This is a genomic window from Methylomonas sp. BW4-1, from assembly GCF_052474385.1.
This window is the reverse complement of sequence record NZ_CP184125.1, coordinates 2,504,989-2,523,434: the sequence shown is the minus strand read 5'-3', so window position 1 is coordinate 2,523,434 and position 18,446 is coordinate 2,504,989. Positions and strand designations below refer to the sequence as shown.

12 protein-coding genes and 3 pseudogenes are annotated in these 18,446 nt (G+C 52.4%); 9 read left to right on the top strand and 6 right to left on the bottom strand.

Annotated elements, in window-relative coordinates; translation table 11 throughout:
• Positions 1–55 precede the first annotated feature (55 nt).
• The 5 genes from ACH5Y9_RS11650 (at position 56) to ACH5Y9_RS11630 (ending at position 8,908) form a co-directional block, all read left to right on the top strand.
• On the top strand, positions 56–3,052 hold the full coding sequence (locus ACH5Y9_RS11650; protein WP_445369733.1) for a carboxypeptidase regulatory-like domain-containing protein: 2,997 nt from the start codon (positions 56–58) through the stop codon (positions 3,050–3,052).
• Positions 3,052–3,561: a YfiR family protein gene (locus ACH5Y9_RS11645; RefSeq protein ID WP_445369732.1), complete on the top strand. Its 510-nt coding sequence runs from the start codon at positions 3,052–3,054 to the stop codon at positions 3,559–3,561. Before ACH5Y9_RS11650 ends, ACH5Y9_RS11645 begins: the two co-directional genes overlap by 1 nt.
• A 16-nt stretch (positions 3,562–3,577) precedes the next feature.
• Positions 3,578–7,081, top strand: a complete 3,504-nt coding sequence (locus tag ACH5Y9_RS11640) for a response regulator (protein WP_445369731.1) — start codon at positions 3,578–3,580, stop codon at positions 7,079–7,081.
• A 122-nt stretch (positions 7,082–7,203) separates the two neighbouring features.
• Positions 7,204–8,211: a cytochrome-c peroxidase gene (locus ACH5Y9_RS11635; protein WP_445369730.1), complete on the top strand. Its 1,008-nt coding sequence runs from the start codon at positions 7,204–7,206 to the stop codon at positions 8,209–8,211.
• Positions 8,212–8,533: 322 nt separating this feature from the next.
• Positions 8,534–8,908 (top strand): hypothetical protein, encoded by a 375-nt coding sequence (locus ACH5Y9_RS11630; protein WP_445369729.1) that lies wholly within the window; start codon positions 8,534–8,536, stop codon positions 8,906–8,908.
• 543 nt (positions 8,909–9,451) lie between these two features.
• Here the strand turns inward: ACH5Y9_RS11630 and ACH5Y9_RS11625 are convergent.
• Complete coding sequence (locus ACH5Y9_RS11625; protein WP_445369728.1) at positions 9,452–10,030, bottom strand: beta-class carbonic anhydrase; 579 nt, start codon at positions 10,028–10,030, stop codon at positions 9,452–9,454.
• 154 nt (positions 10,031–10,184) lie between these two features.
• Between ACH5Y9_RS11625 and ACH5Y9_RS11620 the strand changes: the two genes are divergently transcribed.
• The 3 genes and pseudogenes from ACH5Y9_RS11620 to ACH5Y9_RS11610 form a co-directional block, all read left to right on the top strand.
• Positions 10,185–11,069: a LysR family transcriptional regulator gene (locus ACH5Y9_RS11620; protein ID WP_445369727.1), complete on the top strand. Its 885-nt coding sequence runs from the start codon at positions 10,185–10,187 to the stop codon at positions 11,067–11,069.
• Positions 11,070–11,190: 121 nt separating this feature from the next.
• Positions 11,191–11,379 (top strand): annotated as a pseudogene (locus tag ACH5Y9_RS11615) (IS3 family transposase); the annotation flags it as partial.
• Positions 11,380–11,727: 348 nt separating this feature from the next.
• A pseudogene (locus ACH5Y9_RS11610) lies at positions 11,728–11,934 on the top strand (IS110 family transposase); the annotation flags it as partial.
• Positions 11,935–12,089: 155 nt separating this feature from the next.
• Here ACH5Y9_RS11610 and ACH5Y9_RS11605 read toward each other — a convergent pair.
• The 5 genes from ACH5Y9_RS11605 to ACH5Y9_RS11585 form a co-directional block, all read right to left on the bottom strand.
• Positions 12,090–12,689, bottom strand: a complete 600-nt coding sequence (locus tag ACH5Y9_RS11605) for a DUF1963 domain-containing protein (protein WP_445369726.1) — start codon at positions 12,687–12,689, stop codon at positions 12,090–12,092.
• Between the two features lie 194 nt (positions 12,690–12,883).
• A complete protein-coding gene (locus tag ACH5Y9_RS11600) occupies positions 12,884–13,858 on the bottom strand; it encodes a DUF1963 domain-containing protein (RefSeq protein ID WP_445369725.1) in 975 nt (324 codons plus the stop codon).
• A gap of 175 nt (positions 13,859–14,033) precedes the next feature.
• A complete protein-coding gene (locus ACH5Y9_RS11595; RefSeq protein WP_445366537.1) occupies positions 14,034–14,999 on the bottom strand; it encodes an IS110 family transposase in 966 nt (321 codons plus the stop codon).
• A gap of 336 nt (positions 15,000–15,335) precedes the next feature.
• Positions 15,336–16,235 (bottom strand): carbohydrate kinase family protein, encoded by a 900-nt coding sequence (locus ACH5Y9_RS11590; protein WP_445369724.1) that lies wholly within the window; start codon positions 16,233–16,235, stop codon positions 15,336–15,338.
• Complete coding sequence (locus ACH5Y9_RS11585; RefSeq protein ID WP_445369723.1) at positions 16,232–17,710, bottom strand: RimK family protein; 1,479 nt, start codon at positions 17,708–17,710, stop codon at positions 16,232–16,234. Before ACH5Y9_RS11585 ends, ACH5Y9_RS11590 begins: the two co-directional genes overlap by 4 nt.
• Positions 17,711–17,866: 156 nt before the next feature.
• Here ACH5Y9_RS11585 and ACH5Y9_RS11580 point away from each other — a divergent pair.
• A pseudogene (locus tag ACH5Y9_RS11580) lies at positions 17,867–18,442 on the top strand (DUF2817 domain-containing protein); the annotation flags it as partial.
• Between the last annotated feature and the right edge of the window lie 4 nt (positions 18,443–18,446).

Here is an 18,446-nt window from a genome sequence, read left to right as displayed (position 1 = left end):
ATGAATCAGTCTGATCCAGGCAACTCTGCTACTAAAGCCGGAATGGAGTTTTAAGATGCGGCCGGTTTTTAATGAACATCCTCTGCGCAAGACGATAACCTGGCAGAGGCTCGTCGGTTTTGCGGTCTGCCGGTTATCAAGCGCCGCCAGCGTTCTAGTGACGATAAGCTGTTGGAGCCATCCGGTGCAGGCGGACATCAGTGCGGCGACAATTCGTGGTCAAGTCACGCTGCGAGGGGCTGACACTCAGGCAGGCGCGCAAATCATCGTCACCAGCCTGGAGCGGGGTTTTTCCACGCGGACCTTTTCCCGAGCTGATGGCTCTTATGTGCTGATGGCATTGAAACCCGGCCGTTACCAGCTCAAGGTGTTAGGCTTGGAAGGCCAGCAAAACAGTCAAGAGCTGACGCTGCAAGTGGGGCAGGTGGCTTTGGTAGACGTTGCGTTAGGCGATGATAATAGCGTTGCCGAACAGACGAGTGAGGGCAATTCCGCGGAGTTGGCTACCTATTTAACGCCCGAGCAAATGCAGCGCTTGCCGCAGGTAAACCGCAATTTTCTGAATTATGCCGATCTGGCGCCCGGTGTGAACGTGGTAAACGATGAAAATGGCAGTACCCGCTTGCAAAGCGGCGGGCAGCGGCCGGATAGCGTCAATTTGTTTATCGACGGCGTTAGCCAGAAAAACTATGTGGTCAGGGGGGGCGTAGCCGGCCAGGATTCCAGTCGCGGCAATGTGTTTCCGGAATCGGCCGTTGCCGAATATAAGGTCATTAGCCAGAACTATAAGGCCGAGTACGATCAAGTCGGCGGCGCGGCAATTTCGGTGCAGACTAAATCCGGCGGCAATACCTTTCACGGCGAAACATTTTACGATCATACCAATCAGGATCTGCGCAGCGTTACCCCCAGCGAACAACTGGCGGGCGGCAAGCGCGACACCGAGCAAGCGCAATTCGGTGTGACCTTAAGCGGTCCCATCGCCAAGGATGTCGCGCATTTTTTCATGGCATACGAACGTAAACTCAACGACGATTACGCCAATATTAGCGCGGGTGACGGCTCCCGCTTACCCGAGCCGTATCAAGCGCAACTGGGTCGGGTGAACAGGCCGTTCAGGGCGGATTTGTTCTTCGGGAAACTGGATTGGGCGCTTAACGATAGTAATTTGATCGAAGTGTTTTTTAAGCTGCGCGACGAAACCGAAACCTTAGGGATTGGCGGTGAAAACTCAGAGTCTTACGCGCTGACCAAGGGTAACAGCGAAAAACGCCTGGATTTTAAATATCAATACAGCGCGGAACATTGGGTAAACGAAGCCCGGTTTACTTATGAGGATGCCAATTGGCGGCAACTGCCGGCCACGCAAAGCGCGGGTTTACAACTGCGTCGCCTGGACGGCAGTTTGAGCGCGGGGAATCTGAATAGCCGGAGTGTGTTGAATAGCGGCGGCGCGACCAATTATCAGGATAAAGGCCAAAGCGGGCCGGGTTTTCAAGACGATCTGACCTTCAGCGGTTTGGATTGGCATGGCAGCCATGTCGTCAAGCTGGGTGCTAAAGTTAAACAGATAGAACTGGGCGCGGTAGAGCGCGATCCTTACCACCCGCAGTTCGGCTTGAATTTAAACAATCCTGCCGGCAACCCGTATCAAGTGCGTTGGGCAACGCCTTTAGCCGGCGGCGGTGACGGTTCCGCCCAATCCGATGTGACGCAATTCGGCGCGTATCTGCAAGACGATTGGAACCCTAATCGACACTTGAGCGTGAACCTGGGCGTCCGCTGGGATTACGAATACAACCCCGGCTATCTAAACCATGTCACGCCCGGCGATGTCAGCAGCGCGCTCCGCAACTGGCGTAACATTCACAACGCGAATACGGGGTACGACATCGAGAACTACCTCAGTAACGGCGCTAACCGGGCGGCCGACAGCAATAATATTGCGCCCAGACTAGGTTTGGCATACGACTTATTCGAAGACCAGCGGCATGTGTTGTTCGGCGGTTACGCTAAAGCCTACGACCGCCATATTTACGACGTGTTGCAACTGGAACGTACCAAGGGCAGTTATCCCAGTTTTAGCGTCAATTTTCAGGGCGACCCCAATTATGATTGCGTGGCCGGCGTCGATTGCATCGCCTGGAATCCCGAATATTTAAACTATACGCCGGCGCAATTGTCCGCACTGACTGGTGCCGGTACGGGCACCAGCCGGGAAATCAATTTGATGCGCAACAATCTGCGCACGCCCTATGCCGACCAATTCAATATCGGTATGCGCAATCGTTTCGGCGACTGGCATACCGAAGTCAGCGTGTCGCACGTGCACAGTTACAACGGTTTGGTCGGTTTGCTGGGCGGCCGCAATGCCGACGGCAGCTTTTACGCAGCCGGGTCCGGGTTCGGGGGTACATTTCAGGCCGTGCCTGGCTTTGGGCAATTAATTTTGTTCGATAACGGTGTACAGACCAAAACCAATTCGGTATTTGTCAAAGCCGAGAAACCGTACAGCAAAGACAGCGGCTGGGGTATGACGTTTGCCTACACCTTTACCGATTCCGAGGAAAACAAACCGCAGTCTTTCTTCGATAACAGCAGTTATTTGTTTGAACATCCCAATACCCACACCAATGGCTGGCTGGATACCGCCGGGGTCAGAAAACATAAGCTGGTGACAACCGCCAGTGTCGATTTGCCGTGGGATTTGATTTTTTCCACCAAGCTGACGCTGGCGACCCCGGACACCCGCTCCGGCGTCAACTGTGCAAGCGGTGCTTGCCGTTTTGATACCTTTACGCCGCAAGGTAGCGATTTTATTTTTCCGGGGCAGTGGTGGGGATACAAACAAGTCGACATTGCGCTGATAAAAAGTTTCGATACGCCGCACGACACCCGGATGAAACTGCGCCTGGATGTATTGAATTTATTCGATTTTAAAAATTATGCGGCATTTAACAGCGACTTTGCCTCGCCGAATTTGGGGGCGCCGCTGACTGTGCTGGCCGGACCGAGTTTGACGGTGAAATTGACCGCCCGCCTGGAGTTTTGATGCCGGGCAAGTTAGTGAGCGCGGGTTTATTGTTGTGGGTGTTGCTCAGCAGTTTCGGCGCCGCTGCCGACGACATGGTCAACGCCAAAACCAAGGCCAATTATGTGTTCAACTTCACCAAGTTCGTGGAGTGGCCGGCGCTGATGAACGATACGCTGCATGTCTGCATTGTCGGCGCCGAACCTATCGTCAACTTGCTGAGCGAGTTGGCCAGCCGTGATACCAAGGGGCATTTATTGCAAATCTGGTCGGGCATAGACGACCCGCAGATTTGCCAGATTTTGTATATCGACCATGACGCGCCGGAATTGCCAGCCTTGATACAGCAGGTGCGCGGCAATCAGATATTAACTGTCAGCGATGCCGAGGGGTTTGCCGGCCGCGGCGGCTGTATCGGTTTTTATAGCGAAAACGGCCAGATCAAACTGGAAATCAATCCGGACGCCGTGCGCCGAGCGCAATTAAAAGTCAACGCCTTGTTGATGGAAATCGCCCGTATCGTCCGTTAATTCACTCCGGAATCCCATGACAAACCAGGCTGAAATTAAACGCGATCTGACCATAAAAACCAAGCTGGTGCTGATCATGTTGGCAACCAGTATTTTGTCCCTGCTGCTGGCGGGGGCCGGTTTTATTGCCCAGGAACACATGCGGGTAAAAGAAGATATGGGCCGGGATTTGAGTTCTCTGGCTCGTATCATTGCCAATCGCAGTACCGTGGCCTTGTCGTTTAATGACAGTAGCGTCGCCAACGCCACCTTGGCCGCTTTAAGCGTCAAGCAGAGCGTGGTTTCGGCCTGTATTTACGATAGCGCTAATCAGCTGTTTGCGCTTTACGAACCCGGCTTGGCCTGTCCGCTGCAACATCCCGAGCCTTCGGCTAGCGAGCGGCCGCGATTCGACGATGCCTATTGCACCATAAGCGAAACGATAGCCTTGGACGGTCGTATTTTGGGAAGGGTTTGGATAGCCTCCAGCCTGGCGGAGCTGGATTCCTTATGGCGGGATTTTTTGGCTGCGGCGATGGGCATTGTGATGTTATCCGGTCTGTTCGCCTTGCTATTGGCTTCCAGTTTGCAGCAAGTGGTGTCCGGTCCGCTGGTCAGGTTGAAGAAAACCGTCGAAACGATCAACAGTGAAAAGAACTACACCTTGCGCGCCGCACAAGAGAGTAACGATGAATTGGGTGCGCTGATTCAAGCCTTCAACACGATGATAGCCACCATCGAAGCTCGCGATAGCGAACTGTTGGCTTTGAACCGGCAGCTTGCCGAAAACGAAAAACTATTGGCCAGCATCAACGAAGGTCTGGAAGAGCGCGTGGCTGCCCGCACCACGGAGTTGGCGGAAATTAACGCCAAATTGGCGCATAACAGCGTCATGCTGGCCACCGTGCTGGATAGCATGTCGCAGGGCTTGATAGCCTTTGACAGCAATTTAAAGTTATTGGTTTGGAATAAAAAACTCAGCGAGGTGCGCGGTTATCCGGAAAGTATGCTGGCAGTGGGCAGGGACCATGCCGATTTCGTGCAGTTTGATTTAACCGATCCGCAGTTGCGTTTCCGTGATCCCGATACCGAACTGCGGCAATTGCTGGAAGAAATAAGACATTTTCGGCCGCACAATTTTACTCGGCAAAGATTGGACAACCGGGTCATCGAGATCAGCGGCGGGCCGATAGCCGATGGCGGTTTCGTCAGTACTTACGAGGATGTGACCTTACGCAAACAGGCCGAGCTGGCGTTGAAAGAGGCTCGGGACGCCGCCCAGTCAGCCACCCAGACTAAAAGCCAGTTTCTGGCGAATATGTCGCACGAGATTCGCACGCCGATGAACGGCGTGCTGGGTATGTTGCATCTGGCTTTGCAGACCGAATTGACCGCGTCGCAACGCAACTATTTGGCAAAAGCCCACAGTTCCGCACGTACCTTATTGGGGATTCTTAACGATATTCTGGATTTTTCCAAAATCGAGGCCGGTAAATTGGCGCTGGAAGAAACCGAATTTCGCTTCGATAGCGTGGTGGAGCAATTGGCTGACATGATCGGTTACCAAGCCGGCTTGAAAGGTATCGAGTTTCTGATCCGTCACGATCCGCAAATTCCGCCGGTGTTGTTAGGCGATCCCTTGCGTTTCGGCCAGGTGTTGACCAATTTATGCGGCAACGCGCTGAAATTCACCGAAGCCGGTGAATTGGAACTGGCATTCTATTGCCTGGCCAAAACCGATAGCACTATCGATTTGCGGGTATCGGTCAGAGATACCGGCATCGGCATGGCGGAAGACGATCAGAAAAAACTGTTTCAAGAGTTTACCCAAGCCGATCAGGGCACCAGCCGGCGCTTTGGCGGCACAGGTTTAGGCTTGGCCATCTGTAAAACCCTGGTGGAAATGATGCAGGGCCGGATCTGGATCGAGCAGTCGCAACTGGGCCAGGGCACAACCTTTTGTTTTACCGTGCGCTTGGGCGTTGCTAAGGATACTTTGCTGCATCAAGACGCGCTGGAGCAAAGCATAGGCGTGTTGTTGGCCGAGGTGCGGGTATTGGTGGTGGATGACAACGAGGCCTCCCGGGAAATCATCAGCGATATGTTGCGGCCGTTTCAGCTACGGGTGAGCTGTTCGGCCAGTGCGGCCGGGGCGCTGAGAGCGTTGCGGGAGGCGCCGGCCGACCAGCCTTTCGATGTGGTGTTGATGGACTGGAAAATGCCGGGTATGAACGGCGATGAGGCGATCAGGCAGATTCGCGCCGACACCAGCCTGATGCCGCAGCCCAAGATTATCATGGTTACCGCTTACGGCAGCGAAGATGTGATGGTGTTGGCGGGCCGGGCCGGTATCGATGGCTTTTTGATCAAACCGGTATCGCCGTCCTCCTTACTGGATGCGATTTTGTCGGCACTTGGACGCGGCCGGGTGCTTGGGGTGGTGGATAAATTTAAGCAATTGGGCGGGGCGGATATTGCCGGTATCAAACAACTGCAAGGGATTCGGTTGTTACTGGTGGAAGATAACGAAATCAACCGCGAATTTGCCTGCGAATTGCTGCGCAGCCACGAGATTGAGGTTGACGAAGCGGTGAACGGCGAAGAAGCGGTCAGCATGGTTAGGCAGCATCATTACGATGCGGTCTTGATGGACATCCAGATGCCGGTGCTGGACGGCTTGCAAGCCACCGTCAAAATTCGGGCCTTAGCGGAATCCGAGAACGATCAACGTTTTGCAACTATGCCCATCATCGCGATGACCGCCCATGCCATGGCCCGCGATGTCGAGAAAAGCCTGGAGGCAGGTATGAACGATCACGTTACGAAACCGATTGATCCCGACCGGTTGTTCAAAGCATTGGCAACCTGGATTCCGCTCACGGCCGACGACGAACAGAGCCAGGAGGCGGCGCGGATTTATCAAGCTGCCGATTATCCCGAAGATTTACAAACCTTGACCAGCCTGGATATTGTGCAAGGTATACGCCGGATCGGGGGTAATCCGGAGGCCTATCGCAAACAGTTATACCGTTTTAAAGAACACTACCCGGATGCGGTCGCCGAGATTCGCGGCTTGATCAATGCCGGGGAACTCAAACAGGCTGAAGAGCGTTGCCATGCCTTGAAAGGGGTTAGCGGCAATCTGGGGGCGACTGATTTATTCGAAGCCGCCGCCGGTGTGGATATTGTCCTTAAGCAAAATCAAATACCGCCCGCTGAACACTTGCAGTACATGGAAGGATTTTTGCGCCAAGTCATCGGGCAAATTGAGGCCTTGCAAGCACTGGCGAGCAGCCAAGCGCCCGACACGGATCCGCTTTTGACAGGGGTTACCGACGCCGAGATAGCGGCGGATTTACAGACATTGTCGCGATTGCTGGAAAGCGATCTAGGCGCGGCCGAAGCCATGTTGGAGCAATTACAGCGTAGTATGGCCGGTCATCAGTATTTGCCCTTGCTGGAGGACATCGCCAAAAAAATCGACCGATTTGCCATTGACGAGGCACTGGCGCAACTGAGCGAGTTGCTGCAAAAACTTTAACGCCAGCCTAACCCCGGCTTTGCAGCGTGCGGTCGATAACGATGCAATTTAATTTACCTGCCCAGCGTCAATATCTTACAATTCGGTAGCCCACGGCTAAAATAATTACTTAGGAGGATCTCATGTTTAAATTTCGTATGCTGGTTTCTGCGATAGCGCTGGCTAGTTCGATGTCTGTTATGGCGGCAGATGCGCTGCCCACCACGGCGCCAGCGCCTGCCAACAACCCCACAACCCCCGAAAAAGTTGAACTGGGTAAAATGCTGTATCACGATCCGCGTCTGTCTTCCACGGGCACCGTTTCTTGCGCGTCTTGCCACAACACCATGCTGGGCGGCGAAGATAACCGGCCCAACTCCATGGGCGTCAACGGCCAAACCGGCGGCCGCAGTGCACCAACGGTCTGGAATGCCGCATTCAACAAAGTGCAATTCTGGGACGGCCGCGCCGACAGTCTGGAAGCGCAAGCAGCAGGTCCAGTCACCAACCCAATTGAAATGGGTATGAAAAGCTGGGATGACGTGGTTGCTCGCTTGAAAACCATCAAAGGCTATCGCCATGCTTTCGAAGTGGCCTTTGGTAGCGATGCCGAAGCTATTACCAAAGACAACGCCACCAAAGCGATTGCCGCCTACGAAAGAACGTTGATTACACCGAATAGCGCTTACGACAAATATGTCAAAGGCGATAAAGATGCCTTGACCGAACAGCAAGAACGCGGTCTGAAAAAAGCCGTGGAACTGGGTTGCACCAGCTGTCACAGTGGTCCGGCCTTTAACGGCCCAGGGGTATTCCAAAAATTCCCTGTTAACCCTAGCGGCTACTTCGAAGCGCAATACCACTTCCAAAAAGACAAAGGCTTGGCTGAAGTCACCAAAAAAGAAAGCGACGAGCACCTGTTTAAAGTGCCGACTCTGCGTAACGTGGCTTTGACCGCACCTTATATGCACAACGGTTCGGTAAAAACCTTGGATAAAGCCGTTTGGTTAATGGGTAAATTGCAATTAAATCAAGAGTTGTCCGATGCTGACGTGGCTGACATCGTCGCGTTTTTGAATGCGCTGACTGGCGAATTCCCTGCGCAAAGCATGCCGCAATTGCCAGGTACACCGGGTTCCAGCTTTAACTGAGTTTTATCAGGTAGTTAAAGATTAAGGGGGCCGCAAGGCCCCTTTTTTTGTCAAAATACTTCCCTCACGGGGCACAATACGCAATGTAGATTAAGCGTGTTGGGTGCTTTAAGTCGTTTCCAGGGCAAAGTCATTGGACGGTTTGCCAACTTTTGCATGGTGAGAATACGTTGACCCTGATTTTATTTGAAGGGTCGCCAAAGCATATTACCGAACAAGCACCGGCAAGCCGAAAATAATCATTGCGGGAAAGATATTACCGTTTCGCTGATGGGGAAAGATATGTATAACCGTATCTTTACCATCTGCTTTGGGGCTTTTTATGAAAAAATACTTAACGATAATATGCCTGGTCATCGCGTCATTTTCATTTCAAGTTAATGCGTCAACTTTAAGTTGGAGCACAATTACCGGTTACGGCCCTATTCTCGGAAGTTTGCAATCAGGTCAAAATTCGCCGCAGGATCTATTCGGCATAGTAACCGGCCTACGTATTGAAACCAATGTGCTTGACGATTGGACTTTTAATTTACACAACAGCAGTCAAGTTAGGGTTTCAGTGAGTTCCCTAGAAACTAACACTGGGAGTCTGTTATACGCCGTCAACTTGGATGGAAGTCCATTGGCTAAAGTGCCGGACCTGCCGATGAAGCTTGGTCCTTTGACGGTATATTGGCTACCGGTTCTCACACGATAAATATTCTGGGTATCGCCATTTCCCTGGAGAGCACAAGTGGCTACCAAGTTAATGTTAGCGCCATGAATGCAGTTGTTCCTATCCCGACGGTTGGGTGGATTTTCAGCTTTTTTCTGTTTTATATATTTCGAAATATGCCGCGCCGTCGAGGTTATTGATGTTAGGTATAACAACTGGATGCAATCTTTCCGCTGTCTCCGCGGTACCAGCAAAGACTCTGAACGCCGGTAAGGACTTGTTTTCCGTTGCCAGTTCAGGTAGTTGGATATTGCAAAGCTTCTACGACAAAACCGCTGAGATTTCTGCGGCGTTTTGCGATTGAGTTTTCGGGCGGTAAGTCCAATAGACTTTTGATTTTCAGCTAAGCAATAGTCGGAAGCAAAAGCTGACAATTTTAGGATTGGCGATTAAATCGCTCCCGCATTTGCGGGAGCGCATTGCTCAAAGTAGCGTAATTTTGAGTCCTATCACTTCACTTTCTACGGTAATGCCTCTGTCTATTTGGCAATAGAACAGACGGATTCCGAAGGCTGACAGCAAATTTTAGCTGGCTTGGCCGGCGGCAGTCGCTTCAGGGACTTCGATCAAGCGGCCGGTTTTGACGTCGTAAACATAACCGTAAACCGGAATTTCGCTAGGTACCAGTGAATGGGCTTTGATGCGTTTTACATCTTCCAGGACACTTTCTGCTTGGTTTTTGATGGTCAGCCAGTTGATATATTTGCCGTCTGTTGAGCCAGGGCCTTCGCCGCCGTCGTGCCAGCCGGTCGCATCGACGCTGGCGGTTTTCAAGCTGCTGGCTAATAGGTCGCTCATGATGTCGTTGGTAAAGGTTTCCATGCCGCAGTCGGTGTGATGAATCACAAACCATTCCTTGGTGCCGAGTAATTTATAGGAAATAACCAGAGAGCGGATCGCGTCGTCGCTGGCGCGGCCACCGGCGTTGCGGATCACGTGGGCGTCGCCTTCGGATAAGCCGGCATACTTGGCCGGGTCCAGGCGGGCGTCCATGCAGGTCAGTATGGCAAACTGACGAGCCGGTGGCATAGCCAAATCGCCTTTACTGAAACTGGATACATAATCGCGGTTGGCTAACAGTACTTCGTTGTGAACTTTGCTCATAAAAACCTCGGTGGGTAAAAAAACGTCTGGCCTGAATTGCAAACCAGACGAGGTAACGACTATCTCCGGGCGGCATTGTAGCCAAGCGGAATTCTGGTTTAAAGACGCTAATTGGTTTATAAAATATAAACCTTAAGTTTATAGTGATGGCGTCATGGACAAGTTTAACAACATGCGGGTGTTTTGCCGAATCGTTGAATTGGGGACTTTTTCCGCAGTAGCGAAAGAGTTAAAGCTGTCGACGATGATGATTAGTAAGTATATCGCCCAATTGGAAGCCTCCCTGGGCGTGGTGTTACTGCATCGGACTACCCGAAGCCTCAGCCTGACCAGTGCCGGCGAAGCCTACTACAACCGCAGCAAGCAATTGTTGGAAGATTTGGCGGATTTGGAAGCCTCCACCGCGCAGTTGGGCGAGAGGGTAAAAGGTACCATCAAGATCAGCGCGCCGATTGATTTCGGCGGGATGTATATGGTGCCGGCCATCGAAGCGTATTTGCGGCGCTACCCGGAAGTGAAGATTTTAATGTCGTTGGATAACAAACCGCCGAATTTGCGGGTCGGCAGTTTCGATATTTCCCTGTTAGTGACCGATACCCTGGACCCCGGCGTGGTGGCGCGGAAAATTGCCGAGACTGAACTGTGTACCTACGCCGCGCCGACTTATCTAGCCGAAAAAGGTTATCCGCAAACCACAGACGAACTGAGCCATCATCAATGCCTGCACTACGTGGATACGCCTCATGGCGAGTTTTGGTTGTTCAACGTCGACGGCGAATTAAAGAAAATCAAATCGGATTGGGTGCTGGCGTCTAATAACGGGCGCGCGCTATGTCAGGCAGCAGCCTTGGGTATGGGCATCGTGCAAGCGCCCAGACTATCGGTAGCTCCGTATTTACAAAGTGGCGAACTGGTGGAAATCCTCAGGCAATATCGCCGGCCGGCGATTGCCATTTATGCGACCTATCTGCAACGGCGCTTTTATCCGGCTAAGTTGACTACGTTTATCGATTTTTTGTTGGCGTATTTCGAGCGGTAGCTGGCTTCTTAAGAGGAATAACATGCGACCATCATACAGGCTGTGTCTAGCCATGCGAGGTGCAACGATCACGAACGGTGCGCCTAGCGGCAGCCCCCTATATTCTGCGCACCTTATGGCCTTGAAAATGGAGCGCGTCTGGCGTCGCCAGTATGCCAACCAGACCGAGGCCATCCGCGATGTAACCGACTACATGGTCAATTTCTACAAAAGTCGGCGCTTGCATTCGTCATTGGGTTACCAGCCCCCAAATCGCTATGAGATGAAAATGGCAGAACAACAACCTTTTTTAGTGTCCGAAAAAAGTTGACCACTACACTGTTATTAGCGTTTACACTCCTTGGGGTAGTCGGTATGACAAAGGCGCTTTTTGGTTTTGGGAAACCGTCTAGCCATGATTTCAAAAATTCTAGTTTGCATCTTCGCCATAGCCCTTGGTCTCTACGGGGCTTGGTGGGCTTCAGCGGCAGCGCATTTCTTCTATGTTGAAAAGGTCAAGAGTTACGATGAGTTGTCCACGGGCATGCTTGTATGGTTTTTGGTGACTGCCGCGGTTCTTTGTCCGATTCTTTGCTGGAGCTTCCTCAAGGGTCTAAAGCACATTAGGAGAAAAGGTAATGCCTAACATGGCGGTGAAGCTGACTGGCGAAAAGCCGCGCTTCGCTCCTGTTTGATTGGGATAGAGGCTTGCAGTGGTGCGCATTACTGGGTGCGTGAATTGCAAAAGCTCGGTCATATGGTCAAGCTGATTGCGCCGAAATTCGTTAAACCTTATGTTAAAGCCAATAAAAACGATGCAAATGACGCAGAAGCGATTTGTGAAGCGGTATCCAGGCCGACTATGTGTTTCGTGAGTATCAAAACGGTTAGCCTTGATTAAGCGTCAGCGGAATCGAGAGCTTAGGCTGCCGGCAACCAAACCCACATCGACAATTGAAAAGCGTTGGCCTTCGAAATCTCGATTCCATCAAGGCTTGCTTAAGCTTGGTAACCAGGGGGGAATCCACTCCAAAACTTTAGCTAGGTACATTCTGCAGTTACGAAAGCTTGATCGAACCGCCTTGCGGCTAAATCTTCCGGCCTTATCCAGAACTGCAGCGCCCCGTCGCCGAAGTTGGTAAACAGGGCCTTGTCGGATTGCACTTCGAGCAGCAACACCTTGTCTCTATGTTGGTATGCCGCGTGTTGAACGCAATAACCGTATCCAAGGCAGCGATGAAAACCGTAGCGTTTGTCGTAAGCGGGTAATCGCAATAGGGACTCGAAAGTCTCCTTCGGGATAAGTGCTGATACGGCGGCGGAATGGCTTAGGCACATGATGGTGGCGTCGCAAAATGCCGAATGACAGGCGCTCTGTAAACTACTGGCGAAAAAGTAAGTAAAGCAAAGGTCTTTGTTCCCTGCATCCTCTCTGGGAAGATCAAAACCGGTATCGAAAACCGGGAAAGATTTCTCCTCAAGCGCTTCGGCCAATCGCTTATCGCTTCTCGCGCAGCCGTGGTTGATCCATCCCGCCAGCCAGTCGACAAACCGTTCTTTTTCATCAGCGGAGGGTTCGGCGAAGGGATTCTCCACATACGCTTCAAATAAAGAACTCGCCTCCTGATAAAACCGCTCCAATTCCAGAGCGTAACGAAATCTGTCCTATAATTCAGGGTGGCCGTCTTTGATAGAGGCCGATAATGCCTGAAGCTCTTCCGCGTCGCTAATGAAACCGGGATTATTTTTTGATCCGGCGAACCCCCATGTGTATTTGTTGCCGTAATGCCCGTCCGGCTTCAAAATTCCTAAGAGTTCGGAAACATTCCACATTTTTAGCTTGTTGAATTCGTAGCAAGCCGCACGCAGCGCGCTCTGCACGGTACGGGAGATGTGGAGGCGAGTCCACGGAAACCCCAGGCCGTAGCTCGAATAAGATTTCTCTTGTATTCATGAAAATACGCCGGAACGGTTTTGGGGAACAACGTGTAGAAGTGGGAATCGTCGCAAACTTTCGGCCCCAGGATGGCATCCCGTTTGACGCTCAAATAATCGTCCACGATTTTGTGGACGACCGAGTAAATGGGCTCCCACAACGCTGGCTGTTCGGGACTCCGCTCGGCGGAAGGAAATAAGGATAGACAATATTCGTACGAGCTGACAAAGGCCGCTATCTTATGCGGTTTCAAATCGGCTTTCGGCCAAATCCTGGGTTGTAACTCCCTGTCTTCAAGCGAATGGCGTCGAAAGCTTAACCCGTCCAAAGCGCTAATCCAATTGCCGGTTTTGGGATAGTCGTCGGGAACAGAGTTGATTATGGGTTTGCCATCGTCCGCCATGTGGATGACATAACATTTCCGTATGTCGTCGGCTTCGCAGAAGTTTTCCATATCCTGATCGATGAAGAAGCAAAGCATGCCGGTGTCCGGCAGATAGCCAGGAACCAAATCGTTGATTTCCCGGCAATCGAGTTGGCCGACAAAAAAGGCGCGCAGGCCCTTATTGTCGTAAGGCCAATCGGAATGCGAGCTAAGACCCGGAATTCCGCCCAGGTAGGAGTGGGATGGGTGTTCGAAATCGCGTGGGAGCCTTCTCTCCAGCCAAATGCCTGGTCTTCTTTCGGAGAGGTAACGGATGGCCGGCTCGATCACCGCTTTCTCATTGCTGAGCTGTTTTACTATCGAGGCTACGCTGGCTTGCGACTCGAGAATGGAGACAACATCGGTATTATCTTCGTGATTGGCGTGATCCATTTTTTGCGTCCCATGCTTTAAGAACCGAGTTACAAGTTGCAAGAGATTTTTGAACATGAGGCTTTGATTCGAGATTAGGTTGCTGTATATCAGCTTAGAGCACTCTGATCCTACTTAATAGGTTCGGAATGCCTTTTTTCTGGTTTCCAAGCTCTCGCTTGGAACCTAAATCTTGGAAGCTATTGCTTCCTGGCTAATAAGAAAGCAGCCCGCGTAGATACTGTTATCCAAGTCAAGCCAAATGAATAGCCGAATCGAAGGGTTTGGCGGATTTTAAGACGCCGAACGCCACATGAATCAATTTTCGCATCATGGCGCCGATAATGAGTTTATTGGGCTTACCGGCGCAGGCTAATCGGTTTCTGAATTGTTTTCCCCAGGCCGTTTTATAAAGTGTCACCATGGCAGGCATATACATGGCTTTTCGCAAGAACGAGTGGCCTATTTTGGAGAGTCTGGGTTTGCCCTTGATACTACTACCCGATTCGTATTGCCGGGGATCGAGTCCAGCGAAGGCGGCGGCCTGCCGACTGTTGGCGAAGCGGGAGGTATCGGCATAAAACGCCAGGATGATGGCGCTGGTGCGCTCGCCAATGCCGGGGATGCTGTCGAGTAATTCGCGCTGTTGCTTCAGATCGGGATGACGATCAATGTGATCATTGATGGCGTCGATCAATTGTTGGATAGCGGTATCCAGCCAATTCAGATGCTGCTGAATGTCCTCGCGTACCGCTTCGCGAGCCACCTGCAAACGGTTGCTTTCTTGGGTGCGCATGGTTTGCAGGGCGTCCAGGCGTAGCACTAGTGCGCGTAACGTGACTTCCGCCTCGCAACGGGGTTGCCAAGCGGATGGTTTGCGTTCGGCGCAGAAATCGGCAATGAGTTTAGCATCGACCATGTCGGTCTTGCTGCGGGTGAGCCGTGAAGCGCCATAAGCTTTGATTTGTGCCGGATTGACGACGCTGACAGTTAAGCCGTTGGTTGCCAGATGCTGAGCAACGTCTTCCCAATAAATGCCGGTCGCTTCCATGCAGACATGAGGCGATTCGGCCTTTTGAGCGGCCAACCACGTCAACAACGTCGCGAAGCCGTCGAGAGAATTGGGAATGACTTTGGCGCGAAACTTACCGCTGGGCAAGCGCAACGCGCAGTCCAGCTTGGCTTTAGCAACATCGATACCGAGATAAAAATGGGACATTGAAAACCTCAAATGATCTACCTTGTGAATGCAGGCTGCCGGAATCCGGGCCGAAGAGACTGTCCGATCGTTGATCGAGGGTGGGTCACTGCTGCAGGGGTCTACGTCTCGGGCTTCAATAGTCCAAGGTCCGATACGGCATCCAGTGACCCAAACCTGAGGTGCCCCTCAGGCATGTTTTTCGAGATTTTATTATCTCCTGAAAAACACGGGTGGATAATACAAGCTCTGATCAGCGATAGTGTAATCGGAGGATTGTTGAGTTGGAAATGTGCGATTACGCAAGCTAATCTACGATTGAACGTTGGCTTATCTGCCTTTTCTTGTCTGTTCAAATCAATCGCCATCTATCCAGCTTCCCAGCAGTTTTTGATGTTCACTCAAGCTAGGCAAACCCGGCCTAGCACCCATCCGCGAGCAGCAGAACGCCCCGGCCACACTGGCGTAGCGCAATAATTCCATCCAGCTCAAACCCTTGGCAAGGCCCGCGGCAAAGGCGCCATGAAAGGCGTCGCCGGCACCGGTGGTGTCTATGGCGACGATAGGCGGGGCGTTTAAACTACCGCGCTCCTGGCCGCGTTGCCAGATTAAGCCGCGTTCGCCCAGGGTAATGACTACCACCGGGGCAATTTGCGCCAGTTTGGCTAAGGCCAGGTTTTCGTCGCCGGCATATTGCACGGCAAACTTTTCCGAACAAACCAGATGTTCGACTTTGTCCATCAGAGCCAGCGTGCCGTCGTGCAGCGAGCCGGCGTCTAACACCGTCGGTACTGGGTGGGTTAACTGATTTAATAAGTGAAGGGAAATATGCGGCTCATGACCGTCGAACAACAGCACTTTGGCTGGTAAGTCGTCAAAGCCGATAGTGGTGGCGGGCAAGGCGCTGGTTTGGCCTTTGTAATTGATTAAGGCGCGCTGACCGTTCGGTTTCACCAGCACCGTGGACAACGGGGTGGGCGACCCGCCGCGCACCAGCCAGCGAGTATCGACGCCATGCTCTTGCAACTCCCGTAAATGACTATCGCCATACACGTCATTACCCAAATAACCGCAAAAGCCGGCCCTGCCGCCTAATTTGGCGACGGTGACGGCGGCGTTGGCGGCGGGGCCGCCACCGCAGCCTAGCAAGTTGTCGGCGACGATTTTTTCATCGGCGCCGGGATGATGCGGCACCGAAAACACTAAGTCATAACTGGCATGGCCGATACAAAGTACGTCGAGCGGTGCGGCGGTCATTGCGCAACACCTTTGCTGCGATTATCCATGCGCCGCAGAAATTCGCTCATGATGGCTTTATACAATTCGTCGCCCAAATATTTGTCTTCCACACCGCTGTCGATGCTGGGGTTGTCGTTGACTTCGATGACATAGCCTTTGCCCTTGATTTCCTTGACATCGACGCCGTATAAACCATTGCCGATAGGTTGCGTGGCCCGTAATGCCGCGTCCAGCACGCCTTTGGGGACTTCGAAGGTGGGCAGGGTGTCGAAGTTACCACTGTCGGTGCGTTTGGCGCCGTGCCGGTATATCTGCCAATGGTTTTTCACCATGAAATAGCGGCAGGCATACAGGGCTTTTTGGTTGAAGATGCCGATGCGCCAGTCAAAATCGGTGTACAAAAACTCCTGGGCCAGCAATAGCGCGGATTGCTCGAATAACTCGGCGACTTTGCTCTCCAGTTCCTGGCGGTTATGCACTTTGACGATGCCGCGCGAAAATGAGCCATCGGGAATTTTGATCACCACCGGATAACCCGCGATGGCTTCCAGATTATCCAAGTGTTGGGTATTCCCCTTGTGCAAAATCCAGGTTTTGGGAGAGGGCACTTTATGAGTGCGAAACAGGTCGGCCAGATAGACTTTATTGGCGCAACGCAAGATGGAGGTGGGATCGTCGATCACCACCAAGCCTTCCGCTTCGGCTTTTTTGGCGAAACGGTAGGTGTGATGGTCGATGGCGGTGGTTTCGCGGATGAATAAACCATCAAATTCCGGCAGGCGGCCGTAATGATTCAAGGTAATCAGTTCCACATCGATACCCAGCTGCCGGCCGGCATCGATAAATTTTTTCAGTGCCCCGCGATTGCTGGGCGGCAGTTGCTCGGAGGGGTTGATCAGAATCGCCAGATCATAGCGGGCGGTTTTTCGGGTCCGGCTTTTCCGCCAGACCTTTTTGCTGAAGCGATCCAGCGCATCGGCGAATAAGGTCTGCATCGCGTCGTCCAACTGCCTGGGGGAGACGGCTTTTAGATCGGTGATTTGCCATTGCTGCTCAAAGCGCAAGCTGATTTCCAAAATCGGGCAGGCGAAACGCTCGAACAATAACCGCGCCAATTCTTGAAAAGCCGGTTCCGGCGTGGTGCCGAAATAGCTGTACAGAGTAAATTCGCCGTTTTTGTTTTGATGTTTGAAAGCACGTGCCAGCGGCTGGTTTAAGTCTTCCAGTTGCAGGCGGTACAAGGCATTTTTGCCCAAGTCGTTGATGACTTTAACCGACGGAATCACATGGTGATTGCGGGCTTCGGCCAGCAGCGAACAGTAGTAACCATCGGATAGATAGGTGTAACTGCTGCACAGGTTGATTACCCGCACCCGCTGGTCCGGATCGCTTTGCTCGCTGGCCAGATAATCTTCAAAGCTGACGACCTGATCGCTAGGGTAATAAGGATTCCAATCCGAAAGGTCGTCAACGACCAACAGCGTGCTTGCCATGGTAAAAAATGCCCAAAAGGTTTGTGTTGGGCGGGGATTTTGAAACCAGTCGGGTTTTAAGACAAGCCGAATTCTGCAATTCCCTCCGCTGCTGCCTATTGCTTGCGGCCTGGGGGTTTGCCACACTGTACAATTACCGTCTCCGAACAGTTGAGTATGCAGATGAGTTTGTCCCCCTACGGCACCGAAATCGATACCCGCGTCTTCCCAGCCAGTTATGCCAAGGCGCGCCTGGCTTGGTTGTCGCTAATCTCTGCGGTGACACACCCGCTAAGACACGAGATTTATCAATGCGTCGGACTGGGGCCGGACGGCGAATCTTTGCTGACCGATACCGCCTGGATAGGCGATGAGCAAGCGGACAACGTGGTGGTGTGCCTTGCCGCGACGCACGGCGTGGAAGGCTTTGCGGGCAGCGCAATTCAGCTTGATGTGCTGCAAGGCTTAAACAAATGCCAGCTGGATATTCCCAATGGTACGGCGCTATTGCTGGTCCACGCATTAACGCCCTGGGGCTATGCCTGGTCGCGGCGGTGTGACGGCGATGGTGTGGATTTGAATCGCAATGCGGTGGATTTTTCGCAGTCCTTGCCGGAGAACCCGGATTACGACTTGTTGCGGGAATGGTTATTCGTGGCGGACGCTGGGCAAAGACAGCAGGCTTTTGCCGATTTTGGCCGGCAATTCGGCCGAGTCGCGCTGGAGAAAGCCATCAGTGGTGGCCAATACCGCGACC

What these genes read in the sequence shown, in the direction of transcription:
- ACH5Y9_RS11650 (WP_445369733.1), top strand. Translation starts at nt 56, where the DNA reads ATGCGGCCGGTTTTTAATGAACATCCTCTGCGCAAGACGATAACCTGG.
- ACH5Y9_RS11645 (WP_445369732.1), top strand. Translation starts at nt 3,052, where the DNA reads ATGCCGGGCAAGTTAGTGAGCGCGGGTTTATTGTTGTGGGTGTTGCTC.
- ACH5Y9_RS11640 (WP_445369731.1), top strand. Translation starts at nt 3,578, where the DNA reads ATGACAAACCAGGCTGAAATTAAACGCGATCTGACCATAAAAACCAAG.
- ACH5Y9_RS11635 (WP_445369730.1), top strand. Translation starts at nt 7,204, where the DNA reads ATGTTTAAATTTCGTATGCTGGTTTCTGCGATAGCGCTGGCTAGTTCG.
- ACH5Y9_RS11630 (WP_445369729.1), top strand. Translation starts at nt 8,534, where the DNA reads ATGAAAAAATACTTAACGATAATATGCCTGGTCATCGCGTCATTTTCA.
- ACH5Y9_RS11625 (WP_445369728.1), bottom strand. Translation starts at nt 10,030, where the DNA reads ATGAGCAAAGTTCACAACGAAGTACTGTTAGCCAACCGCGATTATGTA.
- ACH5Y9_RS11620 (WP_445369727.1), top strand. Translation starts at nt 10,185, where the DNA reads ATGGACAAGTTTAACAACATGCGGGTGTTTTGCCGAATCGTTGAATTG.
- ACH5Y9_RS11600 (WP_445369725.1), bottom strand. Translation starts at nt 13,858, where the DNA reads ATGTTCAAAAATCTCTTGCAACTTGTAACTCGGTTCTTAAAGCATGGG.
- ACH5Y9_RS11595 (WP_445366537.1), bottom strand. Translation starts at nt 14,999, where the DNA reads ATGTCCCATTTTTATCTCGGTATCGATGTTGCTAAAGCCAAGCTGGAC.
- ACH5Y9_RS11590 (WP_445369724.1), bottom strand. Translation starts at nt 16,235, where the DNA reads ATGACCGCCGCACCGCTCGACGTACTTTGTATCGGCCATGCCAGTTAT.
- ACH5Y9_RS11585 (WP_445369723.1), bottom strand. Translation starts at nt 17,710, where the DNA reads ATGGCAAGCACGCTGTTGGTCGTTGACGACCTTTCGGATTGGAATCCT.